Raw genomic sequence first — 19,374 nt, forward strand, 5'->3', positions numbered from 1 at the left:
GAAGATGGTAATCGAAGAACGAGTGATTAGAAAACTCGATTTTGATAAGATTCTCGAGGGTCTGGCACAGCTGTGCTTGTTGCCTCGGGCGCAGGAATTAGCTAAAGATATGAAGCCCTTTGCACATCTTGATCTCGTCCGCGAGGCTTTGGAAGAGACAGGGGAGGCTAAGAGTATTCTGCGGGTCAATCCGCTGTTTTCAGTACGCGGAGCAAAGGAAATACGCCCTTTATTGGAGCGCTGTCTCAGGGGAGGCACCTTAACCCCTGATGAGTTGTTGCAGATCCGCGACACCTTAAAGGCAGCGCGCTATGTAAAACAAAGCCTTTTGGAAGGGAAAGTGGAAACGCCTCACCTCAAAGGAATTATGGAAAGCGTCCTTTTGCCGAAGGGAATTGAAGAGGAAATCAGCCGCTGCATCACGGAAGACGGGCAGGTAGCAGATCAAGCATCTCCTCTGCTCACGGAGTTGCGGCGAGGAATTGGGCGTCTGCAGAGCCGGATTAGGGAAACCTTAGAGGGGATTATTCGCAATCCCTCCTACCAAAAAATCCTTCAGGACCCCATCATAACGCAGCGCTCAGAACGTTATGTTGTCCCAGTCAAACAGGAATATCGTCAAGCATTTCAAGGGATCGTACATGATCAATCAGCCAGTGGGGCAACGCTTTTTATCGAGCCCATGACAGTGGTAAATTTGGGTAATGAATTAAGGGAAGTTATCCTCAAGGAACAGCGGGAAGTACAAAGAATTCTCTTGCTTTTGTCGGCGCGGGTCGAAGGAGAGGTTGAGGCCATCGCCGAGACCCATGAGGCCCTAGCACGGGTAGATTTTATCCTAGCTAAAGCACATTTAAGTGAAGGGATGAATGCCGGAGCACCGATTCTTACAGATAAGCAAGAGATTAGCCTGGTTCAAGCAAGACATCCGTTGTTGACAGGTAAGGTCGTTCCCTTAACCATTGAATTGGGGACGCGTTTTGATACAGTCGTGGTCACCGGTCCCAATACGGGAGGGAAAACCGTTGCCCTCAAGACCCTTGGTCTCCTGGCAGCTATGGCGCAGTGCGGATTGCATATCCCTGCTGAATCCGATTCTCGCGTGGGAGTGTTTACTCAGATCTTCGCGGATATCGGGGATGAGCAGAGCGTAGAACAATCCCTAAGTACCTTCAGTGGTCATATGAGAAATATCGTCGAGATCGTAGAGAAGGCCGATGAGCGCTCCTTGATTCTCCTCGATGAAGTGGGAGCCGGAACTGACCCCACAGAAGGGTCGGCCCTAGCCATGGCGATCATCGCTCAACTCCATGAGCGAGGCTCGAGGATTGTCGCCACCACTCACTATGGGGCCTTAAAGAATTTTGCCTATAACACACCACGGGTAGAGAATGCCTCGGTGGAATTTGACTCAGAGACCCTAAGACCTACCTATCGCTTGCTGATTGGTATTCCAGGTAAGAGCAATGCCTTTTACATCGCAGGTCGTTTAGGATTGCCGGAAGAGGTCTTAGTGCGAGCTCGTACCTATGTCACTGAACGGGAAATGCAGGTCGCAGATTTAATTGAAAATCTTGAGGATACCCAACGAGAGATTGATTTTGAAAAGCGACGTGCCCGGGAGGAACGCCAGATTATTGAGATCGAAAGCCTGGGGCTGAAAGAAAAGTCCCAAAAACTTGAGGATGAGTACCAAGGACTCATGGCAAAAGCAAAGGATCAAGCTACCGAGATTGTCCGCGAAGCAAGACGTGAAGCGGAGCGATTGATAGATGAACTTAAGCTTGCTCTTAAAGAGGATCGCAAGGATCAACAAGCGGTTGATCGGGCTCGCCAAGGGATCCGTAAGTTATCCAGTAGAGTAGGGACTTCAGATAGCCAACCAAGGGCATCGGAGGGTGTCAATCCTGAGGACCTCAAGCTAGGGCAAATGGTCTATATGACCAAGCTGCGTCAGAAGGGGCAGGTCTTGAAGCTACCGAACAGTTCTGGCGAAATCCTCGTGCAAGCGGGAGTCATCAAGCTCAATGTTCCCCTCAGTGAAATACGACTGGAAAAAGAAGAAAAACCGACAAGATCGACCCGCTCGGTAATTAGTCAACGCAAGGGAGACATGAAAAAAGCCGAAACCCTCCGTACCGAAATCGATTTACGGGGGATGATGGTGGAGGAAGCGAGCTTTGAGTTAGATAAATATTTGGATGATGCAGTACTCACAGGGGTAGGCCAGGTTTATGTCATCCATGGGAAAGGCACGGGAGCTTTAAGAAATGGTATTCAGGAATTCTTGCGTGGACACCATCATGTTAAATCCTTCCGCATCGGTCAGCATGGCGAGGGGGATCTCGGCGTAACTGTAGTGGAATTAAGGTAAGCGAAAAAATGTCACGATTTTTGTGGATTTTTCTATAGGTATATGTGTATAATGCTTGTATATAAATAATGACATGAGGTGAGAAATATGGCTACATTTGCGATAATTACTCCTACTGTTGCAGTCATCGGTTTAGTGATAGCACTGATTCTTTTTGGACCGGGAAAACTCCCTGAACTTGGCAAGGGCTTAGGCAAAGGGCTAAAAGAGTTTAAAAGTGCAACGGATTTCTCTGATGATGATGATAAGAAGAGTAAGAAGGAAACTCCAAAGCAAGTTGCTGAAAACAAAGAAGAAGCAAAAGAGAGCGATAGCGAATAAGTTGCTAGATACAAATCGTGTTAACGAGGCGCGGGTCATGAAGACCTGCGCCTTGTTTATATTCTTGATGCAACAACGAAGTGTAACAAAATTGATCAATACATGGCTTGTGAAGAATTTATACAACTGGCCACATGGAGTATGTTGGGTGGTAGAGGTTAAAAGCCCAGTGAAAGTGCCATATTTAACAAGTTGTTAAGCAGATTATTGATGGCATGGATATTGCAATATTATAGCGAAGTTCAGGAAAACAAGAACAAGGGCTGTTGAATACTGCGGAAACTATGATTATCGACCATGTTCTAAAATCTGTCGGTGGTAACGTCAGTGCAGCAGCAGAGAAATTAGGAGTGACGCTGAGAACCATCTATAATAAAATGCAAGAACACCCTGATTTTCGAGTTGTGAGATAGAATTAATGAAGAATTTATTCGGAGAAAATCAAGGGAAATGGATGTTTGACAAGACAGAGAAGTTTCGTTATGCTTCATATAAAAGTACTTGTACGTGCAAGTCAACAATGATATTATACTATACTATAGGGGGTGAGTTAGAATGAGGAACAAAAGTCGATTTTTATTATTGTGTACATTGTTTATTGGTCTTTCCATCGGGGTGTTCTTTAGTTCAGCAGCAACTACGCAGGCGGTTCCTGAGATGAGTCCAGACGGTGTAACTTGTACACCCTGTCACGAAGAAGGATTTGGCGGCGGCGGGGAAGCTCCTGCTGGAGAGACACCAGCAACTGAGACACCGGCAACTGAGACACCAGCAACAGAAACTCCGGCAGTAGAAACTCCAGCAGTAGAAGAACCTGCAGCTGAAGTGCCAGAGGCCAAAGAGCCTATGAGCCCATGGATTGTTGTCGGAGGAGTTATCGCTATTCTAGGGGTAATTTACGCCTTTGCCATTAAGAAGAAGTAGTTTAGCGCTGAGGCGAGTGTGGTATTATTGTATAGTACATAACCCAAACGAAAAGCAGTGTGGAAACACTGCACAAAGAACCGCTTGTAATCGTGAGATTTCAAGCGGTTCTTTTAAGTGCGCCATGCATGATGATTAACTAGACGGTGAAAGTCCGTTATGGGGGTATGTAGCGACCAACCATTAGCCTAAGGCAAGGGTGTCCATCGCGAGGTAAGACTGCTTAACAAGTTGAAGCCCGAAAGCTACACAGACACGTCAGCGTAAATGATGCGGGTACATGGAATGAAAGTGAATCGTCTTACCGTGGGAGGCCTCACGGACGGGTGGAAACAGAGTAAGAAACCCGGTTGAAACAAGATTAGTCGTGAGGAGTCAGCAGAAGCCATAGTACAGAGGTGGTCTAGACACCGACGAAAGGGCTGAACCAAAGGAGGTGCGGGTCAATGAAAGTTACTGAAAGTGGTAATTCAAAACACAGACAACTTCGATTGGAAGACTATCTGCAAAGGGTATCTGCGGAACAGAGAGAGTATGCGGAAGTGTGCGCGCCACCTAAGATGACTGAAACCGACAGCACCAACACGAACGAGCAGATGGAAGGTTTGCTTGAGCAGATTCTTAGTGCCGAAAACCTTAACCAAGCTTATAAACAGGTAAAGAGGAATAAAGGTGCAGGTGGAATCGATGGTATGCAGGTGGATGAACTTCTACCCTTCCTGAAAGACCACAAGAACGAACTCTTGCAATCCCTCTGGGATGGCAAATACCATCCAAAACCCGTGCGGAGGGTAGAGATACCTAAAGAGAACGGGAAGACTAGAAAACTGGGAATACCAACAGTCGTAGACAGGTTAATCCAACAAGCGATAACTCAAGTCCTAAGTCCAATCTTTGAAAAACAATTCTCAGATAACAGCTTTGGGTTCCGACCGCACCGAAGTGCCCATGATGCGCTACAGAAATGCCAGATCCATATTACAGAAGGGTACAAGTATGTAGTAGACATGGATTTAGAGAAATATTTTGACACGGTTAACCAAAGTAAATTGATTCAAATGCTATCTGAGACAATAAGAGATGGACGAGTCATCTCACTGATCCATAAATTCCTAAGAGCAGGAGTTATGGCTGACGGGCTGTTTGAGGAAAGTCCAGAAGGCGTGCCACAAGGCGGCCCCCTGAGTCCCTTACTTGGAAACATAATGCTTAATGAGTGCGACCACGAACTGGAAAAGCGTGGGCATCGATTTGTACGCTATGCAGACGATATGATGATTTTCTGCAAAAGCAAGAAAGCGGCGCAGCGAACGCTCGACCACATACTTCCGTTCATCGAAGGAAAATTATTGCTAAAGGTGAATCGGGAGAAAACGAAGGTTGCACATGTAAGGTATGTAAAGTATTTGGGATATAGCTTTTACATCTATCGAGGAGAGGGACGTTTAAGAATCCATCCCAAGAGCATTCAGAAACTCAAGGACAAAGTCCGGGAAGTGACTGGGCGTAGCAACGGAATGGGAATCGAAGAACGCCGAATAAAACTCAACCAAGTGGTTCGAGGATGGACGAATTACTTCAAACTAGCGGATGCAAAGACCCTGCTCAAGAACGTAGATGAGTGGCTAAGAAGTCGAATAAGGATGGTTACTTGGAAACGATGGAAGAAAGTCCGGACACGTTTTGAAAACCTAAAGAAAACAGGAATTGCTAGGGAACAAGCATGGATGTGGGCAAACACAAGAAAAGGCTATTGGCGAACAGCCCATAGCCCTATCTTGACAAAAGCCCTATCCAACGAACGTTTCAAACGGATTGGATATCTCAGTTTTAGTGAATGTTATTCTGCGTAGTAACGCGTAAACTTTGGAAGCGCCGTATACCGAACGGTACGTACGGTGCTGTGGGAGGTCGGCCACTCAAATAATGGGTGGCCTCCTACCCGATTATGCATTGTGCTACTTTTAACTAGATTTTTAGTCCGTGATGGACAAGCTTGCACCCTCGGAAGGATTACCTGCGACCCCTTCGGGGTTCACTAGGCTCACCCAGAAGCGATAGTCTCCCGGAGAAGGAGATTCTCCATCCAAACTCAATGGAATTTGTATCACATCGGAGATCATCTGTTGTGCTGAATAGGTCTGGATAAAGTCCTGATCTGGGAATTTCACATAAACCGTGAGAGTGTGCCCTTCGCTCCCTTCCGGATAGGTTAGAGGTAGTGTTGCGGTTTGTAGTGATGCGTCATAAACCACGATTCCAAGGACCGGCACAGGGATGCCGGCATCCCCGGGGGGAGGAGTTGTTGTTTCAGTAGGGGGAGGTGTCGCGTTATATTCCTCTTTTGGCATTTCAAAAGGCTTTTCGTCACTGGGCCAGGGTATCTCTGGATCACGTCCCGTAATATTTAGGAAGACTTTTTTCTCGGTATTAACAGTGCCTGTCCCTGCGAGGTAGGTTGGGTGATCTTTATCTATTTCTTTTTCTACCCAGATGTCGCTGACCTGAGTGGGGAAATTCCCTTGTGCTGCAATCTCTGTACGGACAAAATCCTTAGGAGTCAAACTGCTGGGCAATAATCCGGACTTGATGTCGAAAGCACCGCTAACAATACCGGCCGGACGCTTGAATTCTGTCTGTACTGTGAGTCCGTCATGGGCCGCTGTCATAACATTTTTCCAGATTTGTGCCGGAAAACCCCCGCCGTAAACTTGACGGAGATAGTGGGTTAAAGTTTCATCATCTTTATCATAGCCCATCCAGACGATACCTACATAGTTGGGGGTATAGCCGGCGAACCAAGCATCGGGGTTTCCGGTGCGATAACCGTAAATATCCGGATCTAGTGAAGTGGTTCCCGTCTTACCAGCCACTGCCCAGTTTCCGATTTGAGCTCTCGTCCCCGTTCCGTTGGTGACCACACTTCGCAACATGCTATTCATAAGGTAGGCCGAAGTCTCTTTCATCGTCCGTTCTACTTTAACTGCTGGTGTAATAATTTCTTTGCCACTTGCATCAAGGACCTTGGCTACGGCATGGGGAGTTACACGAACCCCATTATTGGCAAATACCCCGTAGGCAGAAGCCATATCCAGAGTACTGACATGATTTGTTCCTAAGGATAAGCTTAATACTTTATCCTTCTCTTCTAAAGGCAGCCCAAGATTGTCTTTGCCAAAATTCCAGCTGTATTCGACCCCTACCATATTCATCAGCTTGACAGCGTAGACGTTAACGGAGTTTTGAACGGCGAAACGCATGGTGATAAGTCCTCGCCAACCGGCGTATTCAGTGTCGTAATTTGTGGGGGCCCATACTTTACCGTTTCCGGCATTGTATTTCACTGGCATATCGTCGAGTACCGTTCCGGGGAAGAAGCCTCCTTTTTCCATAGCGGGTGCATAAACTACCAAAGGCTTAACAGTTGAACCCGGTTGACGGTAGGCTTGCGTGGCCCGATTCAGCCCTCGAGCTGTGCTGTGGTCCCGTCCACCCACTAAGGCACGGATAGCGCCCGTGGAAGGATCAAGAACAGTCATTGCCCCTTGAACAGGAATCTCGTCAACGCTTTGCGGGAAGTTCTTGGCGTTGGCAAATTCTTTTTCGGCAGCGGCTTGTATTTTTGTATCTACGGTGGTATAGATCCTTAAGCCACCGTTATAGATTTGATCCTCATTAAGTCCATGCTCATTAATCAATTCTTCGATTACATGGTCAACAAAGTATGGATAAGCATAATCGGCGCCGGTAATAGTGGGTTTTTCTGATTTAGCTCGGTTCGCCTTGACGTTATCTACATGAGTGAAGGGAGCTTCTAGATATTGCGTATATTCCTCAGGTGTAATAAGCGCCGCAGCTTTCATGACACCAAGGACGATGTTGCGACGTTCTTTGGCCGTCTCAGGATGATAATAGGGGTTATAAGCACTGGGAGCCTGAGGTAACCTGGCAAGTAACGCGATTTCGTCGGGAGTCAGTTCGCTGAGTTCATGACCAAAATAGGTTTTGGCCGCCGCCTGAATTCCAAAAGATGATTCACCGAAGAAGATACGATTCAGGTAGAAAGTGAGGATTTCATCCTTGGTATACTCGCGTTCCAGTTGAATAGCTAAGGCAGCCTGTTGGAGCTTTCGATCCAGAGTCTTCTCCCGGGGGTTTTCGATGAAGGCGTTATTAGCAAGCTGCATAGTAATGGTACTGGCGCCTTCTCGCCAAGATTGGGTTTTGAGGTCAGCGATCAGCGAGCCGACAATCCGAATCGGATCGACACCGAAATGATCATAAAAACGCTTGTCCTCAACGGCCACAAAGGTTTTCTTAACAAGATCGGGTATTTCAGAAGAGGTTACCATCTGACGATCTTCTGTAGCGTGGAGTTCGCCAATCTGTGTTCCGCCCATATCATAGATGAACGAGGTTTGCTTTTGGTTGGTCAAAGTATCGGGATGCCAATCCGGGGTTCCAGCGACTGCGGTAAGGACATAAATAATTAAAGCTATAGAAGCCAATGTGAATACGGAGCCAAAAGTTACTAAAAAGACTCGCCACTTTGAAACGCGCTTTTTACGGCGTGGAGCTTTGGGTGGCGTCTTTTTTGGGGGAGTTGCCATGTCTTAATCCTCCTAGATTTTTGCTATAATTGAGTTAATCGAATCTGCAGGCTTGCGAAATGGATCAACGCAACAAAAGCACACTGGTGAAGTGTACTTTATCACAGCAGAATTATATCATATTTTTAAGGTTTAAAAAATGCCTAGATTATGGGGGCTATTTTAGTGGCGTAATAATAGATAAGCTCATATGCTTCTTTATGGGCAATTCAAGCCAACCGCTTTGGCATTCATATGAGCTTATGCGGAATCTCCGCCGTCTGAAGGCTTTACCTGGCTGGATGTGGGCTGGACATAAATGATGTAGCTTTTCATGGGAGAGGAGGGTGATCCATATATCGATCGCTTTTTACCCAGGTGGCGCTCTGCTATATGTGAGGAATATAAGTCGGCAGATAAATTTCTTGATCATTATCAAATAATGCGAAACCTCGTTCATATTGATCAAAATAGTTTTGTAGTCTTCATATATCCAGAAGAAAACCATCGGATTAGAAATAGTGCATTAGACGCTAGAAGTAACATTTTGGAAAAGGGATGGGAGAATAGATTTATTTTATTTGCCTGGGAGGATTTGTTGAGTGAATTACAGCACAGATTAAACGATCAGGGTTTAGTCAATTATTATAAGCAGGATTTTAGTGGTAAGTACTTCTTTGATGAGGAAAAGGAAGTAGAGAGATAGATAAGGTCAGAAAAAAGAGATTATCATGAAAGTAACATTCGATAGATTAAAATTTCAGGGTGAAGGCTCGGCCAACTCTTCATCCGCTTCAAATACAAACTTAGTAATGATGGGATTGGATCTATTCCAATCCTTTTTCTTTTTGGGGAATAACGCGTGCTATGCTATAGGTCTTTCTTATTAAGGACCACTTGTGGCCACGACTAAAGAATTAGTTGCCTTTATGCATTAGGTGGCAAGACAAGGGTTATGATCTTTAATGAATATTAAAGATCATAACCCGTTGCTTCGAGTTGATATCAAGATTGGAAAAATGTATAATAATATGAATTAGGAGGGAGCAAGATATGCATATTCTCGATGATTTAAAAGCTAGAGGTTTAGTCTATCAAACCACGGATGAGGAGGCTTTGTACAAACGCCTCGAATCACCGATGACACTTTATTGTGGATTTGATCCGACTGCGGACAGTTTACATATTGGACATCTTCTGCCGACTCTGATGCTCAGACGTTTCCAACTGGCGGGACATCGACCCATTGCTCTCGTTGGCGGCGGAACGGGTTTGATCGGAGATCCCAGCGGAAAAACCAGTGAGCGGACTCTGAATTCTACGGAAGTAGTGCAAGAGTGGTCCGATCGGATCAAGGATCAATTAAGTCAGTTTCTTGATTTTGAAGGGGTCGATAATCCGGCTATTATGGCGAACAATTACGACTGGTTAGGCTCGCTCAATGTCATTGAGTTCTTAAGAGATATAGGGAAGAACTTTTCCTTAGGAACGATGCTGGCAAAAGATTCTGTGGAGTCAAGAATGAGCCGTGGAATTTCTTTCACGGAGTTTAGCTATCAGATTCTGCAGTCCTATGATTTTTTCAAGTTAAATGAGGTCTATGGCTGCGAAATGCAAATTGGCGGCAGCGACCAGTGGGGGAATATTACTTCCGGGACGGATCTGATTCGACGGATGTCGGTAGGCGAAGACCGCCAAGTCCATGGATTAACCGTACCTTTGGTCACGAAGAGTGATGGTACCAAATTTGGTAAGACAGAGGGAGGAGCCGTTTGGCTGGATCCGGCTAAGACTTCACCCTATAAGTTCTACCAGTTCTGGATCAACACCGACGATCGAGATGTGGTAAAGTATCTTAAATTTTTTACTTTCCTTTCTATAGAAGAAATCAATGAACTGGCTCATGAAGTGGAGACTCAGCCGGAGAAACGCAATGCTCATCGCGTGTTAGCTAAGGAAGTTACAGAGTTGGTCCATGGACCAGAAGCAAGAGAGCGAGCAGAGAAGATTTCTCAAGCTCTCTTTACAGGCGGCATTGCGAACCTTACAGCTGCTGAGGTAGAAGAAGGCTTCAGTGATGTTCCTTCAGCAGATGTTGAAGACCAAGAGATGCTGCTTGTGGATGCACTTGTCAAAGTTGGAGCAGTAACGTCCAAGCGACAAGCTCGTGAATCTATCGAGAGCGGTGCAGTGTACGTTAATGGAGATCGCCAGAGTGATACAGCACTCACAGTAGCGCAGTTAGATAAGATCGAGAATCGGTTCATTGTCATTCGGCGTGGCAAAAAGAACTATTACCTAATCAAAATAGGTTAAGGGTTTAGAAATAGCAGTTCAATATGGCTATAGCGGCAGCAATCTGAGCTGCCGTTTTTTGTATTTATCATAAAGTACAGGTTTTTCGTTAGATGGTAAGCGTCAAACAAGTTGGTGTATAGAAAAAGGGTAAAAACCAGTATAAACTAAGTTTTTACCCTTTTTGCAGAGAGCTTGTACGTCCCGACTCCACGGCAGATAATCTTGCCTAAGTCATCAACAGGGTGAAGAAGCTAGTGCAACTCGTCGAGGCCAGAAATTTAAGAGGTCAAATTTGGCACTGGTGCCAAATTTGGGGGAGCAAGATTGGCCCTTCGAATGGTACTAGTTGAGTTAGAACTGCTCCAGTGCGCTGGGGAATCCCTAATACTGTGAAATTAGCTACGAAGATTGTTATATTTCTGATTGAAAAGAATACTTTGCTGTCCTTTTGAATAGAATGGAGCGGTATGGGGTAAAGTGAAACTAGCAATAGTAATTGTGCCTAGAAGGTGATTTGTAAAAATTAGAAAAAGAGTGTTGACAAGGGTCGCTGTCTGGTGGTATTATAACAAAGTTGCCTCTGGGGAAATCCCAAAGGAGAAACAACAAAAGAAAAGATTCTAAAAAAGATATTGACTTCCAAGTCAAACTCTGATAGAATTTATAAATGTCGCCACTAAGTGCGACGGCGCCGAAATGAGTCACCAAGAGTGGCGAAAATAGGAGCCAAGATGGTCTTTGAAAACTAAACAACAAGGAACAGCCAATGACTCGTCAATGAGTAAAGACAATTTGAGCAATCAAATTTTCTTCATAAATTTTATGGAGAGTTTGATCCTGGCTCAGGACGAACGCTGGCGGCGTGCCTAACACATGCAAGTCGAACGGACTAGCGTTTAGCACTGAGTGTTCAGTGATGTTGGATAAAGCGAGAGCTCGAACGAAGAGAGAGCTCCACGCAATATAGAGTACCAACACAGTGGATTAGAAAAGAACACTGAGTGCTAGACGTTAGTTAGTGGCGGACGGGTGAGTAACGCGTGGATAACCTACCCATTAGACCGGGACAACCCTTGGAAACGAGGGCTAATACCGGATAAGAATATTTCGCGGCATCGCGAAATAAGGAAAGATGGCCTCTGAATATGCTATCGTTAATGGATGGATCCGCGTCTGATTAGCTAGTTGGTGGGGTAAAGGCCTACCAAGGCGACGATCAGTAGCCGGCCTGAGAGGGTGAACGGCCACACTGGGACTGAGACACGGCCCAGACTCCTACGGGAGGCAGCAGTGGGGAATCTTCCGCAATGGACGAAAGTCTGACGGAGCAACGCCGCGTGTACGACGAAGGCCTTCGGGTTGTAAAGTACTGTCTTCAGGGACGAACGGTATTTATGTAAATAATGTAGATACATGACGGTACCTGAGGAGGAAGCCCCGGCTAACTACGTGCCAGCAGCCGCGGTAATACGTAGGGGGCAAGCGTTGTCCGGAATCATTGGGCGTAAAGGGCGCGTAGGCGGATAATTAAGTCTGGTGTGAAAACCTAGGGCTCAACCCTGGGACTGCATCGGAAACTGGTTATCTTGAGGACAGGAGAGGAAAGTGGAATTCCACGTGTAGCGGTGAAATGCGTAGATATGTGGAGGAACACCAGTGGCGAAGGCGACTTTCTGGACTGTAACTGACGCTGAGGCGCGAAAGCGTGGGGAGCAAACAGGATTAGATACCCTGGTAGTCCACGCCGTAAACGATGAGTGCTAGGTGTAGAGGGTATCGACCCCTTCTGTGCCGCAGTTAACACAATAAGCACTCCGCCTGGGGAGTACGGCCGCAAGGTTGAAACTCAAAGGAATTGACGGGGGCCCGCACAAGCGGTGGATTATGTGGTTTAATTCGACGCAACGCGAAGAACCTTACCAAGGCTTGACATCCTACGAATCCTGAGGAAACTTAGGAGTGCCCTTCGGGGAGCGTAGAGACAGGTGGTGCATGGTTGTCGTCAGCTCGTGTCGTGAGATGTTGGGTTAAGTCCCGCAACGAGCGCAACCCCTATGTTTAGTTGCTAACGAGTAAGGTCGAGCACTCTAGACAGACTGCCGGTGACAAACCGGAGGAAGGTGGGGATGACGTCAAATCATCATGCCCCTTATGTCTTGGGCTACACACGTAATACAATGGCCGGTACAGACGGAAGCGAAGCCGTGAGGTGAAGCGAATCCGAGAAAGCCGGTCTCAGTTCGGATTGTTCTCTGCAACTCGAGAACATGAAGTCGGAATCGCTAGTAATCGCAGGTCAGCATACTGCGGTGAATACGTTCCCGGGCCTTGTACACACCGCCCGTCACACCACGAAAGTCTGCAACACCCGAAGCCGGTGAGGTAACCCGAAAGGGAGCTAGCCGTCGAAGGTGGGGCCGATGATTGGGGTGAAGTCGTAACAAGGTAGCCGTATCGGAAGGTGCGGCTGGATCACCTCCTTTCTAAGGAGACATGCTTGACTTTTAGTTGAGCATATCCTAAGGTCGAGCTCTGGACGACGTCACGCAAGTGAAACGAGATCAGAGTGGTGGAAGTCTTAGAGACTTTCAAAAATGCCGAAGAGGCGAAAAGCAGGGCAACCTGCAAAACGAGAAATGAAACTGTTTTAAGCGAAAGCTACTTGTTGTTTAGTTTTGAGGGACCAGCAATGGAAACTCACTATTTTTTGACCAAATCTAAGTTATAAGGGTTTGCTTTGTAAGAAGTGAATTTTTGTAACTAAAGTGATGGACAAAAGATTGTTGTTCTTTGAAAACTGCACAGAGAAGAAATAACTGTAAATTAGGATTACATCTGAAAAACCTAGAAGTGGCGGCGTAAAAATGTTTGGTCAAGCTACTAAGGGCGTACGGTGGATGCCTAGGCGCTAAGAGTCGAAGAAGGACGCGGCGAGCGGCGAAACGCCACGGGGAGCAGTAAGCATGCATTGATCCGTGGATATCCGAATGGGGCAACCCATCCAGAGTCATATCTGGATATCTTAAGCTGAATACATAGGTTTAAGAAGACAACCCGGGGAACTGAAACATCTAAGTACCCGGAGGAAGAGAAAGAATAATCGATTCCCTGAGTAGCGGCGAGCGAAACGGGAAGAGCCCAAACCGAACCCTTCGGGGGTCGGGGTTGTAGGACCCTCTTTTAGGGATGAATTTCTAGCTGAAGTGATCTGGAAAGGTCGAGCAAAGAAGGTAACACTCCTGTAAGCGAAAGAAAGACATTCTGTGAGGGTATCCTGAGTACCGCGGGACACGTGAAACCCCGTGGGAAACTGGGAGGACCACCTCCCAAGGCTAAATACTCCTTAGCGACCGATAGCGAACCAGTACCGTGAGGGAAAGGTGAAAAGCACCCCGGGAGGGGAGTGAAAGAGAACCTGAAACCGTACGCTTACAAGCAGTCAAAGCACCCTTGAGGTGTGATGGCGTGCCTTTTGTAGAATGAACCGGCGAGTTACGGTATGTAGCGAGGTTAAGACGAGAAGTCGGAGCCGAAGCGAAAGCGAGTCTGAATAGGGCGATTAGTTACATGCTGTAGACCCGAAACCGTGTGATCTACCCATGGACAGGGTGAAGGTGAGGTAAAACTCACTGGAGGCCCGAACTCACTGTCGTTGAAAAGGCAGGGGATGAGCTGTGGGTAGCGGAGAAATTCCAATCGAACACGGAGATAGCTGGTTCTCCCCGAAATAGCTTTAGGGCTAGCCTCAATTGATGATTCTTGGCGGTAAAGCACTGAATAGGCTAGGGGCCTTACCGGGTTACCGAACCTTATCAAACTCAGAATGCCAAGAATTTAGATTGGGAGTCAGACTGTGGGGGATAAGCTTCATAGTCAAAAGGGAAACAGCCCAGACCATCAGCTAAGGTCCCAAAGTATACGCTAAGTGGAAAAGGATGTGGAATTGCATAGACAACCAGGATGTTGGCTCAGAAGCAGCCACCATTTAAAGAGTGCGTAATAGCTCACTGGTCGAGTGGTTCTGCGCCGAAAATGTAACGGGGCTCAAGCGTATCACCGAAGCTATGGCTTGCCATCTATGATGGCAGGGGTAGGGGAGCGTTCCATCAGCAGAGAAGCTCAACTGTAAGGTTGTGTGGAGTGGATGGAAGTGAGAATGCCGGTATGAGTATGCGAAAAGGTGAGTGAGAATCTCACCCGCCGAAAACCTAAGGATTCCTGGGGAAGGCTCGTCCGCCCAGGGTAAGTCGGGACCTAAGCTGAGGCCGAAAGGCGTAGGCGATGGACAACTGGTTGAGATTCCAGTACCACTCTTAAGCGTTTGAGCAATGGGGTGACACAGAAGGATAGGTTAAGCGTGCCGTTGGTTGAGCACGCCCAAGCCCGTAGGGTGTGAGGCAGGTAAATCCGCCTCGCGAGAAGCCTAAAAGGTGATGGGGAGCGAAAACAAGTAGCGAAGTAACCGACTCCAAGCTGTCAAGAAAAGCCTCTAGTGAGCAAGAGAGTGCCCGTACCGTAAACCGACACAGGTAGGTAAGGAGAGAATCCTAAGGCGCGCGAGAAAACCCTCGTTAAGGAACTCGGCAAAATGACCCCGTAACTTCGGGAGAAGGGGTGCTCTAGCAATAGAGCCGCAGAGAAGAGGTCCAGGCGACTGTTTATCAAAAACACAGGTTCCTGCCAATCTGAAAAGAGAAGTATAGGAGCTGACGCCTGCCCGGTGCTGGAAGGTTAAGAGGAGAGGTTAGCCGCAAGGCGAAGCTTTGAATTGAAGCCCCAGTAAACGGCGGCCGTAACTATAACGGTCCTAAGGTAGCGAAATTCCTTGTCAGGTAAGTTCTGACCCGCACGAAAGGCGTAACGATCTGGACACTGTCTCAACGAGGGACTCGGCGAAATTGTAATACCCGTGAAGATGCGGGTTACCTGCGACAGGACAGAAAGACCCCATGGAGCTTTACTGTAGCTTGACATTGGACTTTGGTATGAAATGTACAGGATAGGTGGGAGACTAAGAAGCTAGGGCGCCAGCCTTGGTGGAGTCAATGGTGGGATACCACTCTTTTTGTACTGAAGTTCTAACTTAGACCCCTGAATCGGGGTTGAGGACCGTGTCAGGTGGGCAGTTTGACTGGGGCGGTCGCCTCCTAAAGAGTAACGGAGGCGCCCAAAGGTTCCCTCAGCGCGGATGGAAATCGCGCGAAGAGTGTAAAGGCAGAAGGGAGCTTGACTGCGAGACCAACAAGTCGAGCAGGGACGAAAGTCGGGCTTAGTGATCCGGTGGTACCGAGTGGAAGGGCCATCGCTCAACGGATAAAAGCTACCCTGGGGATAACAGGCTTATCTCCCCCAAGAGTCCATATCGACGGGGAGGTTTGGCACCTCGATGTCGGCTCATCGCATCCTGGGGCTGTAGTAGGTCCCAAGGGTTGGGCTGTTCGCCCATTAAAGCGGTACGTGAGCTGGGTTCAGAACGTCGTGAGACAGTTCGGTCCCTATCCGTCGCAGGCGCAGGAAATTTGAGAGGAACTGACCCTAGTACGAGAGGACCGGGTTGGACGGATCACTGGTGTACCAGTTGTCTCGCCAGAGGCACAGCTGGGTAGCTATATCCGGATCGGATAAGCGCTGAAAGCATCTAAGCGCGAAACCGGCCTCAAGATGAGATTTCCCACAGCATAAGCTGGTAAGACCCCTGAAAGATGATCAGGTAGATAGGCCCGAAGTGGAAGTGCCGCGAGGTATGGAGCTGACGGGTACTAATAGGTCGAGGGCTTGACCTAACAAGACGCCATGAAAGGTGACTCACTGAAGGGCTCAAATCTGCAGTGAGGACGATGGAATCTAAAGTTTACAGTTATATAAGATCTGTGTAGTTTTGAGGGAACAGGGTCCCGAGAGGGACGCTATAACTTCAACGATCTGGTGATTATTCCGGAGGGGTTCCACCCGTTTCCATCTCGAACACGGAAGTTAAGACCTCCAGGGCTGATGATACTTGGACCGCAGGGTCCTGGGAAAGTAAGTCGTTGCCAGATAACGCGAAAAAGACCGTCTTTATGATGGTCTTTTTGCTTTTCACTACGTGAAAACGAAGATGACGTGTGCATGATGCTTTGGGGTCGGTTCCACCCGTTCGGCCTGCGCCACGTAGCCGGTTTATGTGGCCGTGTGGCTTGGCCAAAACAGTCCACTGGACTGTTTTGTATCTCGAACACGGAAGTTAAGTATCCACACTGCAAGAGCGTGCGTCATGGGACGCAGTGTGGCGAAAGGCTCATCCGCCTTTCGTTCCAGGGCTGATACGAAATCATCCAGTGAATGGTTTTGCGGCGTGCGGGCTGTGGGAAAATGATACTGAACCCGCCGCCTACCTGGGAAAGTAATATCCACACTGCAGGAGTATGCGTCACGGGACGCAGTGTGGCGAAATGAATCCTCAGCGGATTAGTTTATCTTTGTAGTTTCCGCTTCGGCAAAATAGTCCACCGGACTATTTCGTATCCACATTTCGTGTTGTCAGGTAATGCAGGAGACCATCGTTTATAGATGTCTTTTAGCTTATACTAAAAAGATAAATTCTAAAATTAACGCATAGGGGAAAGATAATAAATATAGTTGTAAATTCGGGGATTTTAAGAATAAAGGTGGAGCAGAATGAGAAATTTTAAAATGACAATATCTTATGATGGTTCTAGGTACAAAGGGTGGCAGAAACAAAAGGAAACAGATTTAACGATTCAGGGAAAACTTGAGGCAGTCTTATCTAAAATGACGGGTGAAGAAATTCTAGTCGTTGGCTGTGGTAGGACGGACTCAGGAGTCCATGCTGAAAATTATATCGCAAACTTCCATACAAAGAGCACCTGGAAGAATGAGGCGATACTCTATTATTTATATGAATTTTTGCCTGAAGATATCGTCGTAAAATCGATCGAGCTCGTAGATGAAAGATTTCATGCAAGATATAACGTCAAATCGAAGACTTATGTCTATAAGATTAATACGAATCGATTCAGAAATGTGTTTGAACGAAAATATTCATATCATATCCCAGAGCCACTTGATTTGATCGAAATGCGAAAGGCAGCACAGGTTTTAGTTGGGACGCATGACTTCCAAAGCTTTAATATGAAACCAGGTAAGAAGTCAACGGTCCGAACAATTCATTCAATCAATATTGCCGAAAATGGCGATCATCTTGAGATAGAAGTAAATGGTGATGGCCTGCTATGGAACATGGTCAGGATTATTGTGGGAAGCCTGATCGAAGCAGGTAGAGGAAAGCTTAATCCCTCAGAGATCGAAAAAGTATTGCAGGAAAAGAAACGTTGGGAAGCTGGCCCTATAGCTCAAGCAAAGGGTTTATTTCTTAGAGAGGTGCAATATTAGGCGAAGGTGAACAATCGTGATTATGCCTAGTACTTCGAATCCACATTTCGTGTTGCCAGGTATGCAAACAAGAAGGCCGTCTATTCTAGACGGTCTTTTTTTGCTCTTCGCTAGGTACAAAAATAATTTAATCTCTCTTAAAACTTTTTTGTACTACTTCCTAAACAATTGTAGTAAGTATATATCAAGAATTTCATACGATATTGACAAAGCGCTAAAGAGATGGAGGTGGTATTCTACCCAATCCTGCATCACATTTTATTACCAAATTTACTAAATGAATTAGACAAGGGGATTATTATGAATTCACAGGAAGCCATTCTGGAAAACTTAAAAGGCATCGCGGGGATGATTAAGGGCGGTTTTGGTAGTCGCTGTGAAGTTGTAGTCCATGATCTAAGGGATCTCGAACAGTCTTTAGTTTATATCGTTGGGGATGTGACCGGTAGATCTATTGGCGCACCTATTACAGATCTTGTGGTTAAAATCCTGCAAAAAGAGGGCGATGCAGCGAAAGATCTTATCAATTATAAGACGGTTGCTAAAGATGGGCGGATTCTTAAATCCTCCACAGCCTTTATCCGCGATGATCAAGGGAAAATATTTGCTACTCTTTGTGTGAACTATGATGTTACAGATTTCCTTAACTTCGATATACTCTTACAGGATTTCATTAGACCGGATCAAGTTCAAAACGAAGACAAGCAAGAAACGTTTGCCACGACAGTGCAGGAGACGATTGAATCTTTGGTTTACCAGGCGATTATCAAGCTGGGGAAACAAGCTGCGACCATGTCCATGGATGACAAAGTCCAGTTTGTAGGTATCCTCGAAGAAAGAGGCGCCTTTATGATCAAGGGATCTGTCGATTATATTGCAAATGTTCTTGGGGTATCCAAATTCACCGTGTATAACTACCTGAACAAATACCGCTCCCTTCAAGGATTGCTTTAAGGACCTTCTATTATTGATAATATTCATCATGATTAAAAGAATCCAAAAAGAAGAATGATCAACTACTTTATATTTGTGAAAAGGGGAGCATAGGAGAAAGGAGTGAGAAGTCATGAAGAAAGTTCTTCAAACAAACGCTGCACCGGCAGCCATTGGACCTTATTCCCAAGGGATAGAGGCAGATCATTATGTGTTTGTTTCGGGGCAATTGCCTCTGAATCCCGCTACGGGGGTTATGCCTGAAGGAATTGAGGCTCAGACTGCTCAATCCCTTGAGAATGTTCAGGCCGTTCTTCAAGCGGCAGGGGCTGACTTGAAGAACGTAATCAAAACCAACGTATTCCTTACGGATATAAATGACTTTGCCATTGTCAATAGCGTATATGCTACGTTTTTTAAGGAGAACCCACCTGCGCGCTCAGCAGTTCAAGTTGTCGCTTTGCCAAAAGGAGCGAATATCGAAATCGAAGTTATTGCTATTCAAGAATAAATAACGTGGTACAAAACTGAGAGGAGAGAATT

Annotated in this window: 11 protein-coding genes and 3 rRNA genes; 13 read left to right on the plus strand and 1 reads right to left on the minus strand. The window is 46.5% G+C overall.

What is annotated here, in order from left to right:
* Positions 1–4: 4 nt before the first annotated feature.
* The 5 genes from DESDI_RS00895 to ltrA all read left to right on the plus strand — a co-directional run bounded on the left by DESDI_RS00895 (position 5) and on the right by ltrA (position 5,472).
* On the plus strand, positions 5–2,374 hold the full coding sequence (locus DESDI_RS00895; RefSeq protein WP_015260750.1) for an endonuclease MutS2: 2,370 nt from the start codon (positions 5–7) through the stop codon (positions 2,372–2,374).
* Positions 2,375–2,461: 87 nt separating this feature from the next.
* Positions 2,462–2,695 carry a twin-arginine translocase TatA/TatE family subunit gene (locus DESDI_RS00900; RefSeq protein ID WP_015260751.1) on the plus strand — a complete coding sequence of 78 codons (234 nt, stop codon included), beginning with the start codon at positions 2,462–2,464 and terminating at the stop codon, positions 2,693–2,695.
* Between the two features lie 284 nt (positions 2,696–2,979).
* Positions 2,980–3,108, plus strand: coding sequence for a helix-turn-helix domain-containing protein (locus DESDI_RS17450; protein WP_083879823.1), 129 nt, complete (start codon positions 2,980–2,982; stop codon positions 3,106–3,108).
* Between the two features lie 142 nt (positions 3,109–3,250).
* A complete protein-coding gene (locus DESDI_RS00905; RefSeq protein ID WP_015260752.1) occupies positions 3,251–3,619 on the plus strand; it encodes a hypothetical protein in 369 nt (122 codons plus the stop codon).
* Between the two features lie 446 nt (positions 3,620–4,065).
* Positions 4,066–5,472 (plus strand): group II intron reverse transcriptase/maturase, encoded by a 1,407-nt coding sequence (gene ltrA, locus DESDI_RS00910; protein WP_015260753.1) that lies wholly within the window; start codon positions 4,066–4,068, stop codon positions 5,470–5,472.
* A 123-nt stretch (positions 5,473–5,595) separates the two neighbouring features.
* Here ltrA and DESDI_RS00915 read toward each other — a convergent pair whose 3' ends face one another.
* Positions 5,596–8,229: a transglycosylase domain-containing protein gene (locus DESDI_RS00915; protein WP_015260754.1), complete on the minus strand. Its 2,634-nt coding sequence runs from the start codon at positions 8,227–8,229 to the stop codon at positions 5,596–5,598.
* 313 nt (positions 8,230–8,542) lie between these two features.
* On the opposite strand from DESDI_RS00915, the gene DESDI_RS00920 reads away from it, so the two are divergent.
* From DESDI_RS00920 to DESDI_RS00955, 8 genes are all read left to right on the plus strand, one after another.
* On the plus strand, positions 8,543–8,914 hold the full coding sequence (locus DESDI_RS00920) for a PGN_0703 family putative restriction endonuclease (protein WP_015260755.1): 372 nt from the start codon (positions 8,543–8,545) through the stop codon (positions 8,912–8,914).
* A gap of 347 nt (positions 8,915–9,261) precedes the next feature.
* Positions 9,262–10,524 carry a tyrosine--tRNA ligase gene (tyrS, locus tag DESDI_RS00925; protein ID WP_015260756.1) on the plus strand — a complete coding sequence of 421 codons (1,263 nt, stop codon included), beginning with the start codon at positions 9,262–9,264 and terminating at the stop codon, positions 10,522–10,524.
* An 801-nt stretch (positions 10,525–11,325) separates the two neighbouring features.
* Positions 11,326–12,989, plus strand: a 16S ribosomal RNA gene (locus DESDI_RS00930).
* A 387-nt stretch (positions 12,990–13,376) separates the two neighbouring features.
* Positions 13,377–16,289, plus strand: a 23S ribosomal RNA gene (locus DESDI_RS00935).
* A 138-nt stretch (positions 16,290–16,427) separates the two neighbouring features.
* A 5S ribosomal RNA gene (rrf, locus tag DESDI_RS00940) occupies positions 16,428–16,544 on the plus strand.
* The 16S, 23S and 5S rRNA genes sit together here, the layout of an rRNA operon.
* 619 nt (positions 16,545–17,163) lie before the next feature.
* Complete coding sequence (gene truA, locus DESDI_RS00945) at positions 17,164–17,898, plus strand: tRNA pseudouridine(38-40) synthase TruA (RefSeq protein WP_015260757.1); 735 nt, start codon at positions 17,164–17,166, stop codon at positions 17,896–17,898.
* A gap of 300 nt (positions 17,899–18,198) precedes the next feature.
* On the plus strand, positions 18,199–18,852 hold the full coding sequence (locus DESDI_RS00950) for a helix-turn-helix transcriptional regulator (protein ID WP_015260758.1): 654 nt from the start codon (positions 18,199–18,201) through the stop codon (positions 18,850–18,852).
* A gap of 112 nt (positions 18,853–18,964) precedes the next feature.
* Positions 18,965–19,342, plus strand: a complete 378-nt coding sequence (locus tag DESDI_RS00955) for a RidA family protein (protein WP_015260759.1) — start codon at positions 18,965–18,967, stop codon at positions 19,340–19,342.
* Positions 19,343–19,374 lie beyond the last annotated feature (32 nt).

The organism is Desulfitobacterium dichloroeliminans LMG P-21439 (genome assembly GCF_000243135.2).
GTDB classification, from domain to species: domain Bacteria; phylum Bacillota; class Desulfitobacteriia; order Desulfitobacteriales; family Desulfitobacteriaceae; genus Desulfitobacterium; species Desulfitobacterium dichloroeliminans.